This is a genomic window from Actinomadura hibisca NBRC 15177 (genome assembly GCF_001552635.1).
Taxonomy (GTDB): domain Bacteria; phylum Actinomycetota; class Actinomycetes; order Streptosporangiales; family Streptosporangiaceae; genus Spirillospora; species Spirillospora hibisca.
The window spans coordinates 17095-38009 of sequence record NZ_BCRO01000009.1; the positions used below are offsets into that span (position 1 = coordinate 17095).

Here is a 20915-nt window from a genome sequence, read left to right on the forward strand (position 1 = left end):
CGCGCGCGGGCGCCCGGCCGGGCACAAGATCAATTGATTGGCCGGTGCGGTGCCCGGCCCCCGCACCGGCATGCCCGTCCGTCCCGATGCAGGCGAAGCTTTCACTCCGCTTTTACGGCGCTGCCCTGACGCGACCTCGCAGGTCGGAGAAGGTGAAGTGGGACGTACGGCGGGTTCGGCGGGAGGCCCTTCGCATGGTGCAGGTGATCGGGGCGGGCCTCGGCAGGACCGGGACCGGCTCGTTGAAGGCGGCGCTGGAGCGGCTCGGGTTCGCGCCGTGCCACCACATGTTCGAGGTGCTGGCCGACGCCGACCGCGCGCGGTCGTGGACCGAGGTCGCCGAGGGGCGCGGGCCGGACTGGGACGCCGTCCTGGGCGGCTACCGGGCCTGCGTGGACCTGCCGGTCGCGGTGTACTGGCGCGAGCTGGCCCGCCGCTACCCCGACGCGAAGATCATCCTGTCCGTGCGGGATCCGGAGCGGTGGTACGCCAGCGCCCGCTCGACGATCTTCCGGCTGCCGCGCCTGCTCCGCCATCCCCTGCTCGGCCCGCCGCTGCGGCTGGCGCTGCCCGTGGCCGCGCGGCTCGCGACGCCGCCGCCGGTGGCGCGGGCGGCGGCACGGCCCGTGCGGTGGCCCCTGGTGCGGCGGGTGGCGCAGCCCGTGGTGCGGCTGGTGGCGTTCACCCGGATGCTGGAGGCGCTGAACCGCGACCGCCGCGACATCGCCTTCGACCGCGCGTCGGCCCTGGCCTACTTCGAGCGCCACAACGCCGCCGTCGTCGCCGAGATCCCCGCCGACCGGCTGCTGGTCTACCAGGTGTCCGAGGGCTGGCCGCCGCTGTGCGCGTTTCTCGGCGTGCCCGTCCCCGACGAGCCGTTCCCGCGCGCCAACGACCGGGGCCGGTTCTGGCGGGCGTTCTGGCGCACGGTGCGGACGGGCCGCCCGCCGGCCGACCTCAGCCGGTGACCGCCCAGGGCTGCTCGCGCAGCAGCTCGTCGATGCGGGCGGGCGGCGCGGGCGGCGAGTAGTAGTGGCCCTGCACCAGCGGGCAGCCCATGCCGCGCAGCGCGCTGATCTGCTCGGTGCGCTCCACGCCCTCGACCACGGTCCGCAGGTCCAGGCTGGCGGCCACGTTGAGGATCGCCTCGGTGAAGGCGTGCGCCCGCTGCTGGCGCCGGTCCCCGATCGCGGCGGTGAACGACCGGTCGATCTTGAGCACGTCCACCGGCAGGGCCCGCAGGTAGGCCAGCGAGGAGTAGCCGGTGCCGAAGTCGTCCAGCGCGATGCGCACGCCCTCCTCGCGCAGGTCGGCCAGCACGCCGGTCACCCGGCGGGACTCGGCCGGGGTGCCGGTCAGCAACATGCTCTCGGTGATCTCCAGCACGAGCGCGGACGGCGGCAGGCCGTGGCGGCGCAGCGTCTCCAGCACGACGCCGCCGAAGCCGGGGTCGCGGAGCTGGCGGCCCGAGACGTTGACGGTGACGTACAGGCCGTGCCCGGCGTGCCAGGCGCTCGCGGCCGCGCACGCCTCGTCCAGCACCCACAGGCCGATGGAGTTGATCAGGCCCGACTCCTCGGCGATCGGGATGAACTCCGCCGGGGGCACCGGGGGGCGGTCCCGCGGCGTCCAGCGCAGCAGCGCCTCCACCGCGTGGACGCGGCCGCTGCACAGGTCCACCACCGGCTGGTAGTGGACCGCCAGCTCGCGGCGGTCGATGGCGCGGCGCAGGCCGTGCACGATGCGGCTGTGGTGCAGCTGCGCCTCGCGGAGCCCCGGCTCGAACAGCACGGCCCGGTCCTTGCCCGCGTTCTTGGCCGCGTACAGGGCGAGATCGGCATCGCGCAGGGCGTCGGCGGCCTGCGCGAACGCCGTGCCCGCCAGGACCCCGACGCTCGCGCTCAGGTGGAACTCCCCTTCCGGGCACAGGTAGGGCGTCCGCAGCCCCGCCAGGACCTTCTCGGCGACGGCGACGGCCGCACCGGCGTCCGCGACCGGCAGCAGCAGGGCGAACTCGTCGCCGCCGAGCCGGGCCAGGGTGCCGCCGGGCTGGGAGAAGCGGCGCAGGCGCTGCGCCACCAGCATCAGCAGCCGGTCGCCGGTGGGGTGGCCGTAGGTGTCGTTGACGTCCTTGAAACCGTCCACGTCGAGCAGGAGCAGCGCGGGCGGCGGCCCACCCGAGTGCGGGGCGCGTCGCAGCGCCTCCTCCAGCAGGCTCCGGTTGGCCAGCCCGGTGAGCGCGTCGTGCCCGGCGCGGTAGGCGAGCTGCCGCTGGAGGAGCTGCTGCTCGCGCAGGGTGGCGCTCAGCGCGGCGGCCTGCGTCACCAGGCGTTCGGCCTGCCGGTCCAGCGCGGCCGCGCGCTCCTCGGCGACGTGCGTGGCGGTGTTCAGCCGTAACACCAGCAGGACGGCGAGGACGATGGTCAGGCCGGGGATGAGCAGCGTCTCGTAGGACTGGGCGGCGGTGTCGGTGCCCAGCAGGGCGCGCCCGGCCAGCGCGCCGATCGGGCCGAGCAGGGCCAGCAGCAGGAACGTCGCGGTGCGGGTGCGGCTCGCCAGCGGCGTGCTCGGCGGATCGACGGAGCGCCGCGCGCTCGGGTGCAGCGCCGCGCAGCCCGCCAGCACGCACCACCCCATCCAGGCGGTCATGGTCGCCAGGCCCGGCCCCCGCCCCGCCGCCTGGTCGATCAGGGAGAGCGCGTCGCTGACGAACATCGACAGGTAGGACGCCAGGAACAGCCGCAACCAGGCCGGGCACTCGCGCACCAGCAGCGCCAGCCGCGCGACCACCCCGAACTGGAGCAGGTCCACACACGGGATGATCAGCGCGAACGCCAGGGCGGTGCCCTGGTGCCCGCCCCGGTCGATCATCGGATCGACCAGCAGGGTCACGTACGGGATCGCGACCGAGACGGTGATGATCCCGGCGTCCAGCATGCCCGCCCAGCGCGGCCGCCCGGGGGTGGAGCTGAGCCGCAGCAGCGCGACCATCGCCAGGGCGTAGGCGCCGAGCGAGCCGAGCTGGTAGGTGTGCAGGAAGGCGCGCTCGCCGGTCAGCGTCCACAACGCCCACGGCAGCGCCGAGGCCGCCCAGGCGAACGTCACGGTGGCGCTGAGCAGCCGCCACGGCCAGAAGGGGGCCAGCCGGTGGCGGCGGTGCACGCCGACGACGACGGCGGCGGCCGAGCCCCCCTGCAGCGCCAGCCACGCCAGCGCCTGGGGCGCGGGCGGCAGCACGGTCGCGACGGCGACCAGCGCGGCGCTGGCCAGCAGGTACGCCGCCCAGCCGCGGACGCGGCGCGGCCGCACCGAGGTGAGGCCGTGCAGAGCGGCGCCGCTCATCGTGATGATCCTCCGTTCTTGGGGGGCGTGCGTGACGGGCTGGGCCCATGGGTAGGGGTATGACGGGTTGTATCCGAATCGTCACCGAGAGTCAGGGGGACTCGATGACCACCGCACAAGAGCTGATGAACTCCGGCGTGCACTGCGTCAGTGAGGGCACCGATCTGCGCCAGGCGGCCCAGATCATGCGGGACCAGCAGATCGGTTCGTTGCCGATCTGCGACGAGGGCGGCGCGCTGAGGGGCATCATCACCGACCGCGACATCGTGATCGGCTGCGTGGCCGCCGGCGGCGACCCGCGGCGCACCACCGCCGGCGAGCTGGCGTCCCGGGAGCCGCACACCGTGCAGGCGTCCTCGGATGTGAGCGAGGTGCTGGAGACGATGCAGCGCCACCAGATCCGCCGCCTGCCGGTGCTGGAGGAGGACCGCGTCGTCGGGATGATCAGCGAGGCGGACCTCGCCCGCCACCTGCCCGAGGACCGGCTCGCCGCGTTCGTGGAGTCGGTCTACGCCGAGCGCTGATCCGCGCGGCCCCTGCCTGCGGGGCCCCGATCTGCGAGACCCCGGTCTGCGGGGCCCCGGCGGCGGACGGGCGCCGGCCCGTCCGCTCAGTCGGCGTTGGCCGAGACGCTGGGCTTGACGTTGATGCGGTCGCGCTCGTCGTGCACGTGCGCGTGCGGGACGCGGTTCAGCAGCGCCATCTCGTGCCGCCGGTAGTGGTGACCGCAGAACAGCAGGTCCAGCCCGTCGAACTCGACGCGGACGAAGGCCTGGGCGCCGCACCGGTCGCACCGGTCGGCGATCTTCAGCGGCTCGCTGGGCCGGACGTGCTGGATCATCGTGTTCATGGTCCACCTCCAACGCCCCGCGCGGCGGGGCCGGTCGCTTGTCTCACCTTCGGCCGCCGGGAGCGGCGGCCGAGCTGATGACTCCATTCCGCCCTCCGTGCGTAGCAGGCGGCGGGCACGACGGGTGCAGGACGGTTGCGGGCGACCTGATCATGCGGGCGGCGATCGTGGACATGGCGCTCGAAGGACATGGCGAACGGGCCTGCGGTCGGCCGCAGGCCCGTTCGGGGGTGGGGGAGGGGCGTTCAGTCGGTCGTGGCCTCGCCGATGAGCCGGCAGCCCTGGCAGATCCGCAGGACGTGGCCTTCGGTCGTCATCGCCGCGGCGATGCGCGGGCGCGGCCACCGCTTGTGGCAGGAGGCACAGGCCCGTGCCGCGAGCTGGGCGGGCGTGAAGCCCGCCGTGACGAACCGGGGCAGCGGGACCGCCGGACCGGCCGGAGCCACCGGGGCCCCTGGGACCGCCGGAGCCGCAGGGACCGCCGGAGCCGCCGGGACGTCCGCCGCCCGTCCGGCCGGCCGCTCGTGCCGCCCGCCGCCGCGCGGGGCCGCCAGGGACACCAGTGGGATGTTCCTGGCGCGCCCGAGGAGTCCGCCGAATGCCATCGTCCCTCCTTCCCCGTACTTTCCCCGCTGGTCAGAAGCTGAACTTGCCGACCAGGTTCTGCAGGTCCTCGCTCATCCGGGCGAGCTGCCCGGCCGCCTCGCGCGAGCGCTCGGCGCTCAGGCGGGTCCGGCCGACCACGTCCGACACCCCGTGGATGCTGGCGGCGATCTGCCCGCTGCCGCCCGCCGCGCTGGCGACGCCGCGGTTCATCTCGCCGGTGGTGGCGGTCTGCTCCTCCACGGCCGCCGCGATGGTCTGCTGCGCCTCGCTGATCTTGCTGATCACCTCGGAGATCTGGTCGATCGCCGCGACGGCGTCGGCGGTGTCGTTCTGGATCGCGTCCACCCGGCGGGAGATGTCCTCGGTGGCCTTGGCGGTCTCCTGGGCGAGGTCCTTGACCTCGCTGGCGACGACCGCGAAGCCCTTGCCCGCGTCGCCGGCGCGGGCGGCCTCGATGGTGGCGTTCAGGGCCAGCAGGTTGGTCTGCTCGGCGATCGAGTTGATCAGCTTGACCACGTTGCTGATCTGCGCGGAGGACTCGCCGAGCCGCGCGACCGTCTCGGTGGCGGCGCTGACCTTGGTGACCGCGGTGTTGGCGACCGTGGCGGCGTCGGAGGTGTTGCGCGAGATCTCGTTGATCGACACGCCCATCTCCTCGGACCCGGCGGCCACGCTCTCCAGGTGGTGGGAGACCTCGGCGGCGGCCGAGGCCACCCCCTCGACCTCGGTGGCGGCGCTGGTGGCGTCGTCGCCGAGGCCCCGGGCCAGGCCGGTGAGGTCGGCGGCGGCCTGGTTCACCTCGCCGCTGTTGCCGGCGATGCCGCGCAGGGTCTCGGTCATGCGGTCCAGCGCCTTGTCCAGCGCGGCGCTCATCCGGCCGATCTCGTCCTGCTGGGCGGTGCCGATCCGCGAGGTCAGGTCACCCTCGGCGACCTCCTCCAGCACCTGAACGGCACGGTTCACCGGCCGCAGGATGAGCCGGCTGAGCAGCACGACGCAGCCGATGGCGAGGGCGATCGCCAGCACCGAAAGGAGGATCTCCCGGGTGTTGGCGGACTTCTGGAGCGCGTCGAGGTCGGCCGTCTTCGCGTCGCGCTCGGCCGTCACGGCCTTCTCGTAGGCGGCGGCGGACGACAGGGCCTTGGCGTAGGGGGCCTGCTCCAGCACGTTGACGACGTGGGCGGCCTGGTCGCGCTTGCCGGCCTGCACCGCCGACCACGCCTGGTCGTCGATGGAGGTGAACTGCTCGAAGGCGGTGCGCATGTCCTGCGCGGCGGCCCGCTGGGCGGTGGAGGAGGCCATGGACTCGACCTCCTTCAGCTGCTTGTCGGCCACCTCCGCGGCCTCCAGGTAGTCCTGGCGCAGGCGGTCGAGCTGGTTCCCGCTCGCGGCGGTGTAGGCGGTCTGGAGGCCGTAGATGTCGGAGAAGCGGAACTGCTGCAGCGCGACGGCCCGCGCCTTGGGGTCGACCTTCTGGATGATCTCCTCGCTGGAGGAGTTGAGATCGGCACGTACGGTGAAACCGTCGATGACCAGAAGGAGCAGCAGGGCGAGGACGACGCCGAAGCCCGCCCGCAGCTTCCAGCCCAGTGACAGGTCACTGATGAAGCGACGCATGAGGAACCCTTTTTCCACGCAGATGAGGTAGCGGCGTCCCCTCCATCGGCAACCCCCGCCCCCACCTGAGGAAACGGGCCCCGGTCCTGCCCCCGCCCGGCTCCTCAGTCCTGCTCGGCGTCGTCGTCCCGCTCGCTGATCGGCACGCGCAGCGTCACCGTGGTGCCCTCGTCCTCGACCGACTCCAGGGCGAAGGTGCCCGAGTGGTTGGCGATGATGCTGCGCACGATCGACAGGCCGAGGCCGGTGCCGGGGATGGACCGGGCGGTGGCGTTGGAGGCGCGGAAGAACCGCTCGTTCATCCGCTGGACCTCCGCGGCGGGGATGCCGATCCCGCTGTCGCTGACGGCGACGGCGGCGTGCCCGTCCTCGACCCGCACCTCCAGCCCGACCCGGCCGCCCTCGGGGGTGAACTTGACGGCGTTGGACAGCAGGTTCACCACGGCCCGGTCGAGCTGGTTGACGTCCCCGTCGACCACGACCGGCCCGTCCGGGTGGGACACCCGCAGGTCGATCTCCTTCTTGGCCGCCGTCGGGCGCACCGAGTCGGCGGCGGCGACGGCGATCTCGCCGAGGTCGACCGGCTGGCGGACGGTGCGGAACGCGCCCGCCTCGATGCGCGACAACGTCAGCAGGTCCTCGATCAGGATGCGCAGCCGGGTGGTGTTGCGCTCGATGGCGTCGAGCATGCGGTCCTGGGCGGGGTTGACGGCGCCGCCGTCCTCGTCGCGCAGCAGCTCCACGTACCCGGCGATGCTGGTGAGCGGCGAGCGCAGCTCGTGCGAGACGGTGGACATGAAGTCGGTCTTGGCGGCGTCCAGCGTCCGCAGCTCCTCCACCAGCTGCCGCTCCCGGTTGTAGAGGCGCGCGTGCTCCAGGCCGCGGCCGAGGTCGGCGCCGACGGTGCTGACGGTCTCGATCTCGCTGGCGGTCCACGGGCCCTGGCGGGCCGAGCGCAGCAGCAGCAAGGCGCCGAGCGCCTGGTCGCCGGAGCCGAACGGCACCACCAGGTAGTTCACGTCGCCCAGGCGGCGCAGGCCCTCGGCGACGACGCTGTTGACGCTGGCCGGGGGCGACTGGGCGTGCCCGTAGGAGGTCAGGCGCCGCCGGTACAGGCGGTGCACCACCTCGGCGGGGACCGGCTCGAACTGCTTGGGCTCCGAGACCAGCGCGCCGTTGTGCCACTCGACGGTCGCGGGGCCGATCGTCCCGTCCTGGACGAGGTGGATGCAGACGGTGTCGGCGGGCAGCCCGGAGCCGAGCGCCGCGGCCGCCTCGCGCACCACCGCCTCGGTGTCGAGGGTCTCGCGGATGCGCACGACGGCGTCGTGCGCGGTCCCCATCAGCCGGACGCGCTCGGCCTCGGCGCGGCGCAGCCGGCCGCCCTCGTCGGCCATGTTGTTGATCGCGGTGCCGAGCGCGCAGATCTCGGTCGGGCCCTCGATGACCACCCGCTCGTCGCGCCGTCCGGCGGCGAGGCGGCGCACGGTCCGGGCCATCTTCTGCAACGGCCCGACCAGGGCGCGGTAGGTGCGCACGGAGGTGAACACCGCCAGCACGGCGACGATGAGGTTGACCAGGATCACCGCCAGCCTGCTCCAGAACTGCTCGCGGCGGACCTGGTCCTCCAGGTCGTCGGTCTCGCGGTCCAGCCGGCCCTCCAGGGCGTCGATGGCGCCCAGGATCCGCTCGTAGCCCAGCCGGCTGTTCTCGGCGTACTGGCGCAGGCGCGGATCGGTGGGCGGCGTGTCGTCGACCTTCTCGGCGTAGGCGAACCAGGCCCGCGTCAGCTCCTGGTGGCGGCCGACGGCGACGCGCTCGGCGGGGGCGTCGGCGTAGCGCCACATCGCCTGGAGGTACTGGGCGTGCTGCTGGCGGGCCTGGTCGTACAGGGTCTTGGGCGCCTTGTAGAGCATGTGGTTGCGCAGCCCGCGGGTGGCGTCGCCCATGGTCGAGCGCAGCTGGAGGTTGTTCAGCCGCAGCGGGACGGTGTGCTCGGTGAGCCGGTCCAGCGCCGCCTGGTGGCGCTGGGACTCGCCGACGGCGATCGCGCCGGACAGCAGCACCAGCGCGATCAGGGTCGCGAAGGTGCGGCGCAGCAGCCCGGCGACGCTGTTGGTGCACTCCCTCATGGCTCCCGGTCTCCCGCGGACCGCGGCATGGACGACGACGTGGACGACGGCTTGGACAGCGGCACGGACGACGGCGTGGACGACGGCGTGGACGGCGGCACCGGCGGCGTGGACGGCGGCGCGGGCGGCCCCGTCTGGAAGCCCTGCCGGGTCATGACCCCCCACACGCGCTCGCCGCCGCGCAGGGCCGAGCCGATGCCCCGCAGGCCCCACCAGGCGAGGAGCTGGCGGTACCCGATGTTCTCCAGCAGCGCGGCGCCCCCGGCGACGGCGAGGTCGCGCCAGCGGGTGTACCGGCGGAAGGCGTACTCCTCCACCACCAGGGCGGCGAAGGTCACCAGGACGGCGTAGCCGTAGGAGACCAGCACGAACGCCAGCACGAACGCCGGGGACACGACGCCCACGAACAAGGCCAGCGGGATCAGCAGCAGCCCGCCCAGCTCCATCACCGGCGCGGCCAGCTCGAAGAGGATGTAGTAGGGCAGAGTGATCATCCCGACGCGGCCGTAGCGCGGGCGGCCGATCATCGCGCGGTGCTTCCACAACAGCTCGGCCAGCCCGCGCTGCCAGCGGCGGCGCTGGCGGCCCAGCACCGCCAGGGTGGCGGGCGCCTCGGTCCAGGAGGCCGGTTCGGAGACGAACACGATCCGGTAGTCGCGGCGCCGGTCGCGCAGGTGCCGGTGCAGGCGCAGCACCAGCTCGGCGTCCTCGCCGATGGTGGTGGTGTCCAGGCCGCCGATCTCCACCACCAGGTCGCGCCGGAACAGCCCGAACGCCCCGGAGATGATCAGCAGGCCGCCGAGCCGCGACCAGCCGGTGCGGCCGAGCAGGAAGGCCCGCAGGTACTCCACCACCTGGAGGCGCGGCAACCAGCGGGCGGGCATGCGGGCCTCGACGACGCGCCCGGCGACGACCTGGCAGCCGTTGGCGATCCGGATCGCCCCGCCGGTGGCGACCACCCGCCAGGGGTCGTCGGAGAACGGCCGGGCGACCGCCAGCAGCGCGTCGGGATCGAGCAGCGAGTCGGCGTCGACCATGCACACCAGCGGGTTGCGCGCGAAAGCGACGCCCACGTTGACGGCGTCGGCGCGACCGCCGTTGTGCTTGCGCACCACCAGCAGCGGCGCGGTCCCAGCGGCGGGGACGTGCGTCGAGATGACCTCGCCGCACACCGGCAGCTCGTCGGGCACCACGCGCGGCACCGGCACTAGGTCGTGCTCGGCGCGCAGCCGCTCGAAGGTGTCGTCGGTGGAGCCGTCGTCGACCACCACCACCTCGAACGACGGGTAGTTCAGCGACAACATGGCCTGGACCGAGTCGACGATCCCGACCCCCTCGTCGTGGGCGGGCATGATCACGCTGATCCCCGGCGCGAGCGGGTTGGTGTACAGGTCCTCGTAGCCGCCGAACGCGCTGCGCCGGTGCTGGTGCGCCGCGTCGCGGGCGGCCAGCAGGATCAGGGCGAGGTAGCTGGAGTTGACGCACAGGAAGTACAGGAGCAGCAGCAGGTCGATGGCGGCGAGCGCCGTGCCCAGGCCCGTCGTGGTGATCACCGCTCGGCGGGCCCCGCGATCGGGCGCGCGTCCTCGCGGAGCGCCAGGACGGCGAGGGCCTCGCGGGCGTGCGGGGCGGCGGGGTCGTCGGGCCCGGCGGCCTCGGCGGCGGCCAGCTCGCGGCGGCCGGTGTCCCCGAGGCGGGTGAGCGTGTACGCGGCGGCGTGCGCCAGGCGGTATTCGGGCGCGTCCAGCAGGGGCCGCAGCACCGGCACCGCCTCCGGCGAGCCGAGGTCGCCCAGGGCCTCGACCGCGGCGGTGCGCACGGCCTGCGGCGCCGTTCCGGCGGCCGTTTCGGCCAGGGGCGCGAGGCACGCCCGCGTCCCGATCCGGCCGAGGGCCCGCGCGGCGTTCACCCGCACCTCGTCGTCGGGGTCGTCGGCGAGCGTGCGCGTCAGGGGCGGGACGGCGGCGACCGGCGCGGTGTGCCCGAGCACGACGACGGCGGTGATCCGCACCGCCGGGTCGGGATGGGCGAGCGCCTCGACCAGCACGGGCCGCGCCGGGTCCCCGATGCGCATCAGCGCGCGGGCGACCACGTGCGTCGGCACGGGCCGCGCTGACGCCAGGGACTCGACCAGCGGCTCGGCCGCCGCCGGGTCGGCGATCTGGCCGAGCGCGCGCGCCGCCACCGCCCGCGTCTGGGGGTCGCGGTCGCCCAGCAGCCGGCACAACTTCGGGACGGCCTCGCGCTCGGCCACCAGGCCGAGCAGGTGGGCGGCCGAGGCCCGGCGCATCGGGCCGGGGCCGGAGAGGCGGCCGAGCGCCTGCCCGACCAGGCCGCGCCGCTCGAACAGCTCGGCCAGCGCCTGGTGGCCGCGCCCCCGGACCAGCGCCAGCAGCTTGACCGCCTGCGGGGCGATCGCCCGCCAGCGCCGCCGGTCCAGGGCCGCCAGCCGCTCCAGCGGCTCGGCCGGGTCGCCCTCCCCGCCGGTCAGCTGCAGCAGCCATGGGCGTTCCTGCGCGGCCAGCCGCGCGTCCCGCCGGCCGCCGAGGCGGTGGGCGAGGCGGCCCAGGACGACGGCGCAGGCGAGGACGAGGGCGACCACCGTCACGACCGTCGTGACCGAGCCGAGACCGGTCATGCCCAGGCCCGCGTCAGCACGGTCTGGACGCGGCTGGTCAGCTCCCGGGGGCTGAACGGCTTGACGATGTAGTCGTCGGCGCCGGCGGCCAGCCCGGTCTCCACGTCGCTCTCCTGGGCGCGCGCGGTCAGCATGATGACCGGCAGCGCGAGGGTGGCCGGTTGCGCCCGCAACGCCCGGCACACGTCAATACCGGACATTCCGGGCATCATCACGTCCAGCAGGGCGATGTCGGGGGAGCGGGCGCTGGCCTCGCGCAGCGCGGTCCGGCCGTCCCCCACGGCGATGACCGTGTGCCCGGCCTGCTCCAGCTTGAAGACGATGAGGTCGCGGATGTCGGCGTCGTCCTCGGCGACCAGCACGGTGGCCATCGGCGTCACCCCTTTCCCTGTAGCGCGTCGACCAGCAGCCGCACGTCGTCCCGCCGGAACGGCTTGGCGAGGATGCCGTCGGCGTCGATGTCGGCCAGGTCCTCCTGGTCCAGCACCGATGTGATCACCAGCCGGATGGCCTGCGTGCGCGGGTCGGCGCGCAGCAGCCGGGCCACCTGCCGCCCGTCCACGCCCGGCAGCCGCACGTCCAGCACCACCAGGTCGGGCGGGTCGTCGGTCGCCAGCGTCATCCCCTCCTCGCCGGTGTCGGCGGTGCGCACCACGCAGCCGAAGCCCTGGAAGTAGTGCGCCAGCAGATTGCGGACGTCCTGCTCGTCCTCAATCACCAGCACTGTGGGTTCCGGCACGGCCCCGTCCGATCTCGCGGTCCTGCTCAGCGGTCCTGTCACTCAACGTTACCAATCGGTGACGGAAGTGTGCCGGGCGGGGCAACCGTCCCGCCACCGTCCGGCACCGGGAACGGCTCCCGCCGCGGCCGATCCTGCGGACGCGCCCCCACCATGGCCGCCGCCCGCCAACGGACTGACGGGTGAGAAGATCAACGGATTGAGGAGACGGTGATGCCCCCGGACTTCGCCCGCATCACGCGGACACTGGACGAGCGCTGGGCCCGGTCCCAGCGGATGTACGCCCTCGGCTACGAGGAGGAGCGCCACCGCGTCCGCGTGGCCTGGATCCCCGCGTCCGCCGACGACGAGACCTGGTTCGACCTGTACCAGATGGCCGTGGCCGTCGAGCAGGACATCGCCCTGGTCTGACCGCGCCTGACCCCCGGCACGGCGAACGGCCGCCGCCCCCATTCCGGGGGCGGCGGCCGTTCCGCGTCTCAGCAGCGTCCCGAACCGTAGGACCGGCACGCCACCCGGACCTCCCGGTAGGTCTTCAGCGCCGCCGAGTCCCCGGCCTTGTCGAAGATGCGGCGCGGCAGTCCCCAGTACTGGTCCAGCCGCGACGCCGCCGCCCCCGCCGGACGCGACCCCGTGTGCACCGTGACCGTCTCGCCCGGGTTCAGGTAGGCGCCCGCCGGGAACCGGTAGGTGTAGGAACCGCTGGTCAGCAGGTACTCCTCCAGGGAGGAGCGCGGCGCCGACGGCGACAGCCGCAGCTTCACGTACTCGCCCGCCTGGCGCGGGTCGTAGTGCACGTCGGTGATGGAGATCCGGCCCTTCAGCGGGTCGGAGCAGTTCACCACGCACGGGTAGGTGAACCACGCGCGGAAGTCGCCCTGCGGGTCCAGCAGGTACGCGCCGTTGCCGATGCCCGGCGCCGACCCGACGTTGGTGAACCGGGGGCTCGACAACCCCCAGTAGAACGTCGAGGCCGTGGACTTCCCCTTCCCGACGCGCAGCACGACGCGGCCCCACGGGGGCAGGTAGGCCCCGCGCGGGAAGGTGTACATCTGGAGGCTGAGGTCGCGCATGTGCCAGCCGGCGAGCGAGACGCCCTTGGGCCCGTCGTTCTTGACGACCACGTACTCGCCGTTGGCGTTCTTGGAGTCGTCGCCGGGCGCGTCCCAGTTGACCCACACGCGCAGCTTCGCCCCGGCCGAGGGTCCGGCCCCGCACCAGTCGTCGTCCCAGACCGTCCCGCGCCGCTTGGCGGCGGCGGCCTGGTCGGCGAGCACGTGGTAGGCGCGGTTGTAGGTCCACTCGTCGTTGGTCGGGTGCCAGATCACCAGGCCCCGGCGCAACAGCTCGGCCTGCACGTCGAGGTACCGGCCGCCCTTGTCGACCCGGAACACCGAGCGGTACAACCGCCCGTCCGCGTTCCGGCCGCCGCGCAGGGAGCGCAGCTGCACCTTCTTGCCGACCAGCAGGCTCGCGAGGGCCTTCTTGGCCTCCCCGCCGTGGCACCAGGTCTTGCCGACGCCCGCGTGCGAGGTCTCGGTGGCCTGCACGCCGAGCAGGCGGACCCGGTCGGTCGGCTTCTTGCCGCCGACGTAGGGGGTGTCGCCGTCGGCGACCTTGGTGACGGTGCCGCCGCCGCGCTTGGTCTGCCCGGCCGCGTCCGCCGCGCCGCCCGCGAGGGCCGTCCCGGCGACGAGCACGCCGAGGACCGCGACCGCGCCGACGCGCCGGTTGATGGGAAAAGAGGACAACATCTGTCAGGCCGCCTTATCCAAGGAGGTTGTGGGCATCACCGGCTCAGCGCTTGGACGGCGTCACCGTCGCGAGCAGGGCGCGCCAGGTGGCCCTGTTCATCCGGCCGGTCTGCGGCAGCCGCTTGCCCTTCTGGAAGGCGGTGACCGCGCGGCGGGTCGTGGCGTCGTAGGAGCCGCTCACCCGCACCTTGAAGGCCTTCTGGACGGTGGTGACGATCGGGCCGGTGGCGCCGGGGAGCAGGTAGGCGCCCGAGTACCGGAACAGCCGGGCCGTCTGGGCGGACGCCCCGGCGGGCGCGGCGACGCGCGGGTAGGACGGGCAGGGGGTCGTGCGGGGGCCGGTGTAGCGCCCGGCCCAGTTCAGGTCGGCGGGGCGGCAGGGGCCGTAGTCGGGCGCGGCGGCGCGCTTGCTCCAGTAGGAGGTCCGCCCCATGGCGCCCTCCCAGCTCAGCGACAGGTGCACGTGGTCCTGGTGGCAGGCGGTGACGCCCGAGCAGGCGTAGGGCCGCCAGCCGTCCTGCGGCCGGTAGAGCCCGTAGATCTTCTTGTCCCAGATCAGGTACATGACGCCGAGCCGCCGGGCCATCGCGTACTGGTTGCCCGCCGAGTCGGTGGCCAGCAGCCAGCGGATCAGGCTGTCGGCGCGGGCCTTGCCCGCCTTGCCGGAGCCGACCATCCAGTCGACCGCCCGGCCCTCGAAGTGCTCGCTGCCGCCGTCGCCGCACGGGCGCACCTCCCCGGCGGAGGTGCCGGGGTAGGTCTTGGCCAGCAGCCGCCCGAGCTTCTGGGCGCCGGACCGGACGACCGGATCGCAGGAGTGTTGCGGGACGTAGCGGGCGGGCTGTTCGATGGCGCCCGGCAGGCCCTTGGGGACGGCCGGGGCGACGATCTTCGCCGCCGCCGAGGCGGCCGGGACCGCGCCCGCCGCCGGGACGGCGAGCGCGACCCCCGCCGCGAGGAGGACCGCGAGGCGGGGCCGGACCAAAGTGCGCATGACGAATCCTCCGGTTGGTGCGAATTTCTCGCCGTATCGGCGGTCACTGTCCGGAGTTGAGAAATTTCCGTCCGTCACCCCATATTCGGAATCCCTTAGGAACGCAGCCGGGCGTCCGATGGGGCCTCACGAGCAGGGAGCGCTCACCCACGTCGCCACGGATGGCAGCCGGAACACTGTGAACGGAGCTCGTGCGTGTTCGACGACGTCACGACCAGCGCCCTGCGGGTCGGGCTGACGGGGCTGGCCCAGCGGCAGCGGGTGACCGCCGACAACATCGCCAATGTCGAGACCCCGGGCTTCCTCGCCGGCCGCGTCGAGTTCGAGGACGCCCTGAGCAAGAGCCTCGGCGACGGCGACCCCGGCGCGGCGCAGCCCACCGTGGCGCGCTCGCTGGAGCCCACCCGGACCAACGGCAACAACGTCAACCTCGACCACGAGACGTTGACCCAGATGGACACCGGCCTGCGCTACCAGGCCCTGCTGCGCGCCATGGACGCCAAGTTCGGCCAGCTGCGCGACGTGATCAAGGGAGGGGCCTGACCATGGCCATGTTCGGAGCGCTCGGCATCGCCGGCACCGGCGTGACGGTGTACCGCAAGTGGCTGGACGCGGTGTCGGACAACATCGCCAACGTCAACAACGCGTCCCCCACCAGCGGGAACGCCTTCCAGGCCCGCTACGTGCGCGCGCAGGCCGTCGACTACGGCACCGGCAACGGCGGCGTCCAGGTCGCCGGGATCACCCTCGGCAGCGCCGAGGGGCGGCTCGTCCACGAGCCGGACAACCCCTTGGCCGACGCCGACGGGTACGTGCGCTACCCCGACATCGACCTCGGCGCCCAGATGGGCGAACTGATCATGGCCCAGCGGTCCTACCAGGCCAACCTGTCGGTCGCGAGCCGCGCCGTCGACGCCTACCAGGCCGCCCTTCAGCTCGGGAGGAACGTGTGACCATCAACGCGATCGGCGCGCTCGGCGCCGTCACCGCCCCGGCCGGGGCGACCGCGGTCGGCGGCACCGCGGCGGCGGGCGGCGCCGGCTTCGCCGACATGCTCGCCCAAGGACTGGAGGGCCTGCAGGCCACGCAGGCCAAGGCCGACACGCTCGGCGTGCAGGCCGCCACCGGCTCGCTCACCGACGTGCACGACTACATGATCGCCAGCACCCAGGCCTCGCTCGCCACCCAGCTGACGGTCGCCGTCCGGGACAAGGCCGTCAACGCCTTCAACGAGATCATGAGGATGCAGGCCTGATGCAGGAGCGCGCTCTGGCGGCGCTGCGCCGCCTCTGGCAGACCTTCACCGGTTTCAGCACCGGCCAGAAGGCGGTCACCATCAGCGTGACCGCCGTGCTGCTGGTCGGCGGCCTGTTCTTCTACCGGTGGGCGTCCCAGCCGTCCTACGGCACGCTGTTCTCCAACCTGTCGAGCACCGACGCCAGCGCGATCGTCGACAAGCTGTCGGGGGACGGCGTCCCCTACAAGCTGTCCGACGGCGGCCAGACGATCCAGGTGCCGCAGGCGCAGGTGTACGACCTGCGCCTGAAGATGAGCGGGGAGGGCCTGCCCAAGCAGGACGACACCGGCTACACCCTGCTGGACAAGCAGGGCATCACCACCTCCGACTTCATGCAGCACGTCGGCTACCAGCGCGCGCTGGAGGGCGAGCTCGCCACCACGATCAAGTCGATCGAGGGCGTGAGCGCCGCCAGCGTGCACCTCGCGCTGCCGGAGAAGGACGTGTTCACCGAGGACGCGGCCAAGCCGACCGCGTCGGTGCTGGTGACCACCCAGTCCGGGCAGGCCCTGAGCAACCAGCAGGTGCAGGCCGTGGTGAACCTGGTCGGCTCCAGCGTCACGGGCATGGACCCCGCCAACGTCACCGTCGCCGACTCCACCGGCAAGGTGTTGTCCTCGGGCCAGAACGGCGACCTGTCGGCCGCCGGGGACCAGCGCACCCAGCAGACCCAGGCGTTCGAGAACCAGATGGGCTCCTCCATCCAGCAGATGCTGGGCAAGGTGCTCGGCCAGGACCACGCGGCCGTCAAGGTCACCGCCGACCTGGACTTCGACAAGACCGAGTCCAAGACCCAGCGCTACGTCAACGACCCGAAGGTCCCGCCGCTGTCGTCCACCCGCAAGGAGGAGGCCTACACCGGCGGGGGCACCGCCGTCGGCGGCGTGCTCGGCCCCGACAACATCCAGGTCCCGGCGGGCGGCAACGGCAACGGCAACTACAAGTCGGCCACCGAGACCCGCGACAACGCCGTCGGCACCGTCACCGAGACCCGCCAGGCCGCGCCGGGCCAGGTCCGCAAGCTGAACGTGGCCGTCCTGGTGGACGGCAAGGCCCCCACCGCCGTGCAGACGGCCGAGGTCGAGCAGCTCGTCTCGGCCGCCGCCGGGCTGGACACCAAGCGCGGCGACACGATCCAGGTGTCGCAGATGCCCTTCGACCAGACCGCCGCCAACCGGACCGCCGCCGAGGCGGCCACCGCCGCCAAGGCCGAGAAGGCCGCCCAGCAGGCGACCATGCTCAAGACCGGCGGGGCCATCGCCGGGATCGTCGTCCTGGCGCTGCTCGCCGGGCTGCGGGCCCGCCGCCGGCGCCGCGCGCAGCTCACCCCGGACGAGATGGCGCGGCTGGAGGAGATGCAGGCCGCGCTGGACCGCGCGCAGGCCCAGGCGCTGGAGTCCGCCGAGCGCGAGGCGCTCCCGGCCGCCGGCGACGCGCCCAAGCAGCCCGCCGACTCGTCGGGCGCCGACCGCGAGGCCCTCCGCGGTGAGATCTCGGACATGGTCGAGCGCCAGCCCGAGGAAGTCGCCCAGCTGCTGCGCGGCTGGCTCGCCGACCGGAGGAGCTGACGATGACCCAGACCGAGGCGATGAGCGGCCTGCGCAAGGCCGCGGTGCTGCTGGTGCAGATGGGCAAGGAGGACTCGGCCAAGGTCCTGTCCCAGCTGCGCGAGGCGGAGGTCGAGGAGCTGTCGGCCGAGATCGTGCGGCTCGGCGCCGTCCAGCCGGAGACCGCGGGCGAGGTGCTCACCGAGTTCCGCGACATGGCGACCGCCCACCGGTACGTCGGGCAGGGCGGCATGGACTTCGCGCGCGAGCTGCTGGAGGCCTCCCTCGGCCGCGAGCGCGCGGGCGAGATCGTCGACCGGCTGTCGGCGTCGCTGGTGGACCTGCCGTTCAGCTTCCTCCAGCGCGCCGACCCGCGCCAGGTGTTGTCGTTCGTGCAGGACGAGCACCCGCAGCTCATCGCGCTGGTGCTCGCCCACCTGCCCGCGCACCTGGCCTCGCAGATCCTGTCGGGGCTGAGCGCCGGCCTCCAGGCCGACGTGGCGCACCGCATCGCGGTGATGGACCGGACCTCGCCCGACATCATCCGCCAGGTCGAGGCGCTGCTGGAGCGCAAGCTGTCGTCGGTGCTCCAGCCGGCCGACCTGTCGGCGGTGGGCGGCCTGCAACCGCTGGTGGACATCATCAACCGTGCCGACCGCGTCACCGAGCGGCTGATCCTGGAGGGCCTGGAGGGGCGCAGCCCCGAGCTGGCCGAGGAGGTCCGCAGCCGGATGTTCATGTTCGAGGACATCGTGCACCTGGACGACCGCGCGGTGCAGCTGGTGGTGCGGCAGGTGGAGACCGCCGACCTCGCCACCGCCCTCAAGGGCGTGGCGCAGCCGGTGCTCCAGAAGATCACCAAGAACCTGTCCGAGCGCGGCGCCGAGAACCTGGTGGAGGAGATCGAGCTGCTCGGCCCGGTCCGCATCCGCCAGGTCGAGGAGGCCCAGGCCAAGATCGTGCACCAGATCCGGGCGCTGGAGGAATCCGGCCAGATCGTGGTCCGGCGGGGGGACGAGGATGAGTTCGTCTCCTGAGCAGGCGACGGGCATGGGGACGGTCCTGCGCGGCGCGGACGCCGGGCAGATCGGCCGCGCCACCTTCGGCGCCGACTTCTCCACCGCGTCGAACCTGCCCGCCGGGCTGCTGAACGCCGCCCGCGCCGAGGCGCAGGCCGCCGGTTACGCCGCGGGCTGGGCCGAGGGCCGCGCGCAGGCGCGGCAGGCGGCCGAGGCCGAGGCCGCCGAGCGCGCCAGGGCCGCCGAGGCCGCCGAGATCGAGCGCGCCGAGGCCGCCGTGCGGGCCCTGGCGGCGCTCGACGGGGCGGCGCGGCGGCTGGAGGGCCGGGTCGTCCCGACCGCCGCCGAGCTGGAGGACCAGGTCGTGCGGGCGGCGTTCCAGATCGCCGAGGCGATCGTGGGCCGCGAGCTGGCGACCGCCGCCGACCCCGGCGGCGACGCCCTGGCGCGGGCGCTCGCGCTCGCCCCGGCGGGCCTGCCGGTGACCGTCCGGCTGCACCCGGCCGACCACGCCGCCCTGACCGGCGGCGACGGCGACGGCCGGGTCGAGATCGGCGGCCGGACTGTGACGCTCGTCACAGGTGCGGACCTTCAGCCCGGCGACGCGGCTGCCGAGTGTGAAGCGACCGCGATCGACGCCCGGCTGGACAGCGCCCTGGGGCGCGTCAAGGAGGCACTCGGCCTGTGAACCCCCCTTTCGGCTCCGGAACCACCCTCCCGGCGAGCGAGCGCTCCACGGGCGGACTGGACGGCCGGCTGGCGACGGCCCTGCGCGCCGCGCGCCCGCGCGTCACCGGCCGGGTCACCGCCGTGGTGGGCCTCTCGGTGACCGTGGAGGGCATCGGCGGCGGCGTCGGCGACCTGGTGCTGCTCGGCGACGGGCCGGACGCCGTGCCCGCCGAGGTGGTCGCCGTCCAGGACGGCCGGCTCGCCTGCCTGCCGCTCGGCGACCTCACCGGCATCGGCGCGGGCGTCCCGGCATCCGCCGTCGGCGCGGGCCTGCGCGTCCCGGTCGGCGAGCGGCTGCGCGGCCGCGTCCTGGACGGCCTCGGCCGCCCCCTGGACGACGGCCCGTCGCTGGCGGGCTGCCCGACCGTGCCGGTGGAGGCCGCCGCGCCGCCCGCGCTGCGCCGCCAGCTCATCGGCGAGCCGCTGCCGCTCGGCGTGCGCGCGCTGGACACCCTGACCACCGCCGGGCGCGGCCAGCGCCTCGGCATCTTCGCGGGCTCGGGCGTCGGCAAGTCCAGCCTGCTGTCGATGATCACCCGCGGCACCGAGGCGGAGATCACCGTCGTCTGCCTGGTCGGCGAGCGCGGCCGCGAGGTGCGCGAGTTCCTGGAGCACGACCTGGGGCCCGAGGGCCTGGCCCGCGCCGTGGTGGTCATCGCGACCTCCGACCAGCCGCCGATGGTGCGGCTGCGGGCCTGCTTCGTCGCCACCCGCATCGCCGAGTGGTTCCGCGACACCGGCCGCGACGTGCTGCTGCTCATGGACAGCCTCACCCGCGCCGCCATGGCGCAGCGCGAGGTCGGCCTGTCGGCGGGGGAGCCGCCCGCCACCCGCGGCTACCCGCCGTCGGTGTTCGCGATGCTCCCGCGCCTGCTGGAGCGCGCCGGGCCCGGCGAGACCGGCAGCATCACCGGCCTCTACACCGTCCTGGTCGACGGCGACGACCACAACGAGCCGATCGCCGACTCCGCCCGCTCCATCCTGGACGGCCACATCGTGCTGGACCGGCGGCTCGCCACCGCCGGGCACTTCCCGACCGTGGACGTCCTGGAGTCGGTGTCGCGCGTCGCCAAGGCCGTCACCACGCGCGAGCAGCGCGCCGACGCCACCCGGCTGCGGCGGCTGCTGGCCGCGCACCGCGACGTCCGCGAGCTGGTCGAGATCGGCGCCTACGTGCCCGGCACCAACCCCGACGCCGACCTCGCGCGTGCCCTGTGGCCGCGCATCGAGACCTTCCTGTGCCAGGACATGGACGAGCGCTGCACCGCGGCCGACGCCTGGTCCGGGCTGCGCGACCTGCTCGCCCAAGGAGAGCCGTGAGCCGACGTTTCCGCCTCGCGACGGTGCTGCGCGCACGCCGCGCCCAGGAGAACGCCGCCAAGGCGGAGGTGGTGCGCGCCCGCTCCGAGGCCGTCACCACCGCCGAGCACGCCCAGCGCCTGGACCGGGAGCTGGACGTGCGGGTCGTGCATCCGCTGCCGTCGGAGGCCGCCGCGTTCACCGCCGCGATGGCCGCGCGCAGCGCGTTCGCCGCGCAGCTCGCGGTCGCCGAGGACCTCGCCGCGCAGGCGCGCGGGCGCACGCAGGCCCGCATGACCGACTGGACGGCCGCCAGCGGCCGCCGCCGCGCCGTCGAGCGGCTCGGCGAGCG

Annotated in this window: 22 protein-coding genes; 11 read left to right on the forward strand and 11 right to left on the reverse strand. The window is 74.0% G+C overall.

Going from position 1 to position 20915, the window contains the following annotated elements; all coding sequences use genetic code 11:
• The first annotated feature begins 194 nt into the window (after positions 1 to 194).
• Entirely contained in the window at positions 195 to 968 is a 774-nt protein-coding gene (locus AH6_RS03270) for a sulfotransferase family protein (RefSeq protein WP_067473236.1), read from the forward strand.
• Here AH6_RS03270 and AH6_RS03275 read toward each other — a convergent pair.
• Entirely contained in the window at positions 958 to 3342 is a 2385-nt protein-coding gene (locus AH6_RS03275) for a putative bifunctional diguanylate cyclase/phosphodiesterase (RefSeq protein ID WP_067473238.1), read from the reverse strand. The two genes, AH6_RS03270 and AH6_RS03275, sit on opposite strands and share 11 nt — an antisense overlap.
• A gap of 104 nt (positions 3343 to 3446) precedes the next feature.
• Here AH6_RS03275 and AH6_RS03280 point away from each other — a divergent pair, with 104 nt between their 5' ends.
• On the forward strand, positions 3447 to 3866 hold the full coding sequence (locus AH6_RS03280; protein ID WP_067473241.1) for a CBS domain-containing protein: 420 nt from the start codon (positions 3447 to 3449) through the stop codon (positions 3864 to 3866).
• A gap of 86 nt (positions 3867 to 3952) precedes the next feature.
• Here the strand turns inward: AH6_RS03280 and AH6_RS03285 are convergent, their stop codons facing one another.
• The 8 genes from AH6_RS03285 to AH6_RS03320 form a co-directional block, all read right to left on the reverse strand.
• Positions 3953 to 4192, reverse strand: coding sequence for a DUF7455 domain-containing protein (locus AH6_RS03285; RefSeq protein ID WP_245679157.1), 240 nt, complete (start codon positions 4190 to 4192; stop codon positions 3953 to 3955).
• Between the two features lie 245 nt (positions 4193 to 4437).
• Positions 4438 to 4797, reverse strand: coding sequence for a hypothetical protein (locus AH6_RS03290; protein ID WP_067473244.1), 360 nt, complete (start codon positions 4795 to 4797; stop codon positions 4438 to 4440).
• Between the two features lie 31 nt (positions 4798 to 4828).
• Complete coding sequence (locus AH6_RS03295; protein WP_067473246.1) at positions 4829 to 6415, reverse strand: methyl-accepting chemotaxis protein; 1587 nt, start codon at positions 6413 to 6415, stop codon at positions 4829 to 4831.
• Between the two features lie 104 nt (positions 6416 to 6519).
• Positions 6520 to 8547, reverse strand: a complete 2028-nt coding sequence (locus AH6_RS03300) for a HAMP domain-containing sensor histidine kinase (protein ID WP_067473249.1) — start codon at positions 8545 to 8547, stop codon at positions 6520 to 6522.
• Positions 8544 to 10100, reverse strand: a complete 1557-nt coding sequence (locus AH6_RS03305) for a glycosyltransferase family 2 protein (RefSeq protein WP_067473252.1) — start codon at positions 10098 to 10100, stop codon at positions 8544 to 8546. Before AH6_RS03305 ends, AH6_RS03300 begins: the two co-directional genes overlap by 4 nt.
• Entirely contained in the window at positions 10097 to 11185 is a 1089-nt protein-coding gene (locus AH6_RS03310; RefSeq protein ID WP_067473255.1) for a HEAT repeat domain-containing protein, read from the reverse strand. Before AH6_RS03310 ends, AH6_RS03305 begins: the two co-directional genes overlap by 4 nt.
• Positions 11182 to 11556, reverse strand: a complete 375-nt coding sequence (locus tag AH6_RS03315) for a response regulator transcription factor (RefSeq protein ID WP_067473294.1) — start codon at positions 11554 to 11556, stop codon at positions 11182 to 11184. The genes AH6_RS03310 and AH6_RS03315 overlap by 4 nt, the downstream gene beginning before the upstream one ends.
• Positions 11557 to 11561: 5 nt before the next feature.
• Entirely contained in the window at positions 11562 to 11924 is a 363-nt protein-coding gene (locus AH6_RS03320) for a response regulator (RefSeq protein WP_169807791.1), read from the reverse strand.
• Positions 11925 to 12137: 213 nt separating this feature from the next.
• Between AH6_RS03320 and AH6_RS03325 the strand changes: the two genes are divergently transcribed.
• Positions 12138 to 12335 carry a hypothetical protein gene (locus tag AH6_RS03325; protein WP_067473260.1) on the forward strand — a complete coding sequence of 66 codons (198 nt, stop codon included), beginning with the start codon at positions 12138 to 12140 and terminating at the stop codon, positions 12333 to 12335.
• 68 nt (positions 12336 to 12403) lie between these two features.
• Here AH6_RS03325 and AH6_RS03330 read toward each other — a convergent pair whose 3' ends face one another.
• Entirely contained in the window at positions 12404 to 13678 is a 1275-nt protein-coding gene (locus AH6_RS03330) for a lamin tail domain-containing protein (RefSeq protein WP_067473263.1), read from the reverse strand.
• A 43-nt stretch (positions 13679 to 13721) separates the two neighbouring features.
• Positions 13722 to 14672 (reverse strand): peptidoglycan-binding domain-containing protein, encoded by a 951-nt coding sequence (locus AH6_RS03335; RefSeq protein WP_067473266.1) that lies wholly within the window; start codon positions 14670 to 14672, stop codon positions 13722 to 13724.
• Between the two features lie 195 nt (positions 14673 to 14867).
• On the opposite strand from AH6_RS03335, the gene AH6_RS03340 reads away from it, so the two are divergent.
• The 8 genes from AH6_RS03340 to AH6_RS03375 form a co-directional block, all read left to right on the forward strand.
• A complete protein-coding gene (locus AH6_RS03340) occupies positions 14868 to 15215 on the forward strand; it encodes a flagellar basal body rod protein FlgB (protein WP_067473269.1) in 348 nt (115 codons plus the stop codon).
• 2 nt (positions 15216 to 15217) lie between these two features.
• Positions 15218 to 15625, forward strand: a complete 408-nt coding sequence (locus tag AH6_RS03345; RefSeq protein ID WP_067473272.1) for a flagellar basal body rod protein FlgC — start codon at positions 15218 to 15220, stop codon at positions 15623 to 15625.
• Complete coding sequence (gene fliE / locus AH6_RS03350) at positions 15622 to 15927, forward strand: flagellar hook-basal body complex protein FliE (RefSeq protein ID WP_067473275.1); 306 nt, start codon at positions 15622 to 15624, stop codon at positions 15925 to 15927. The genes AH6_RS03345 and fliE overlap by 4 nt, the downstream gene beginning before the upstream one ends.
• Positions 15927 to 17537 carry a flagellar basal-body MS-ring/collar protein FliF gene (gene fliF, locus AH6_RS03355; protein WP_067473279.1) on the forward strand — a complete coding sequence of 537 codons (1611 nt, stop codon included), beginning with the start codon at positions 15927 to 15929 and terminating at the stop codon, positions 17535 to 17537. The genes fliE and fliF overlap by 1 nt, the downstream gene beginning before the upstream one ends.
• A 2-nt stretch (positions 17538 to 17539) precedes the next feature.
• Positions 17540 to 18553: a flagellar motor switch protein FliG gene (gene fliG / locus AH6_RS03360; RefSeq protein WP_157431233.1), complete on the forward strand. Its 1014-nt coding sequence runs from the start codon at positions 17540 to 17542 to the stop codon at positions 18551 to 18553.
• Entirely contained in the window at positions 18537 to 19223 is a 687-nt protein-coding gene (locus AH6_RS03365; RefSeq protein WP_067473285.1) for a FliH/SctL family protein, read from the forward strand. The genes fliG and AH6_RS03365 overlap by 17 nt, the downstream gene beginning before the upstream one ends.
• Positions 19220 to 20584 (forward strand): FliI/YscN family ATPase, encoded by a 1365-nt coding sequence (locus tag AH6_RS03370; protein WP_218005691.1) that lies wholly within the window; start codon positions 19220 to 19222, stop codon positions 20582 to 20584. Before AH6_RS03365 ends, AH6_RS03370 begins: the two co-directional genes overlap by 4 nt.
• Positions 20581 to 20915, forward strand: a 335-nt coding sequence (locus AH6_RS03375) for a hypothetical protein (protein WP_067473288.1), incomplete at its 3' end; no start/stop codon positions are given. The genes AH6_RS03370 and AH6_RS03375, both read left to right, overlap by 4 nt.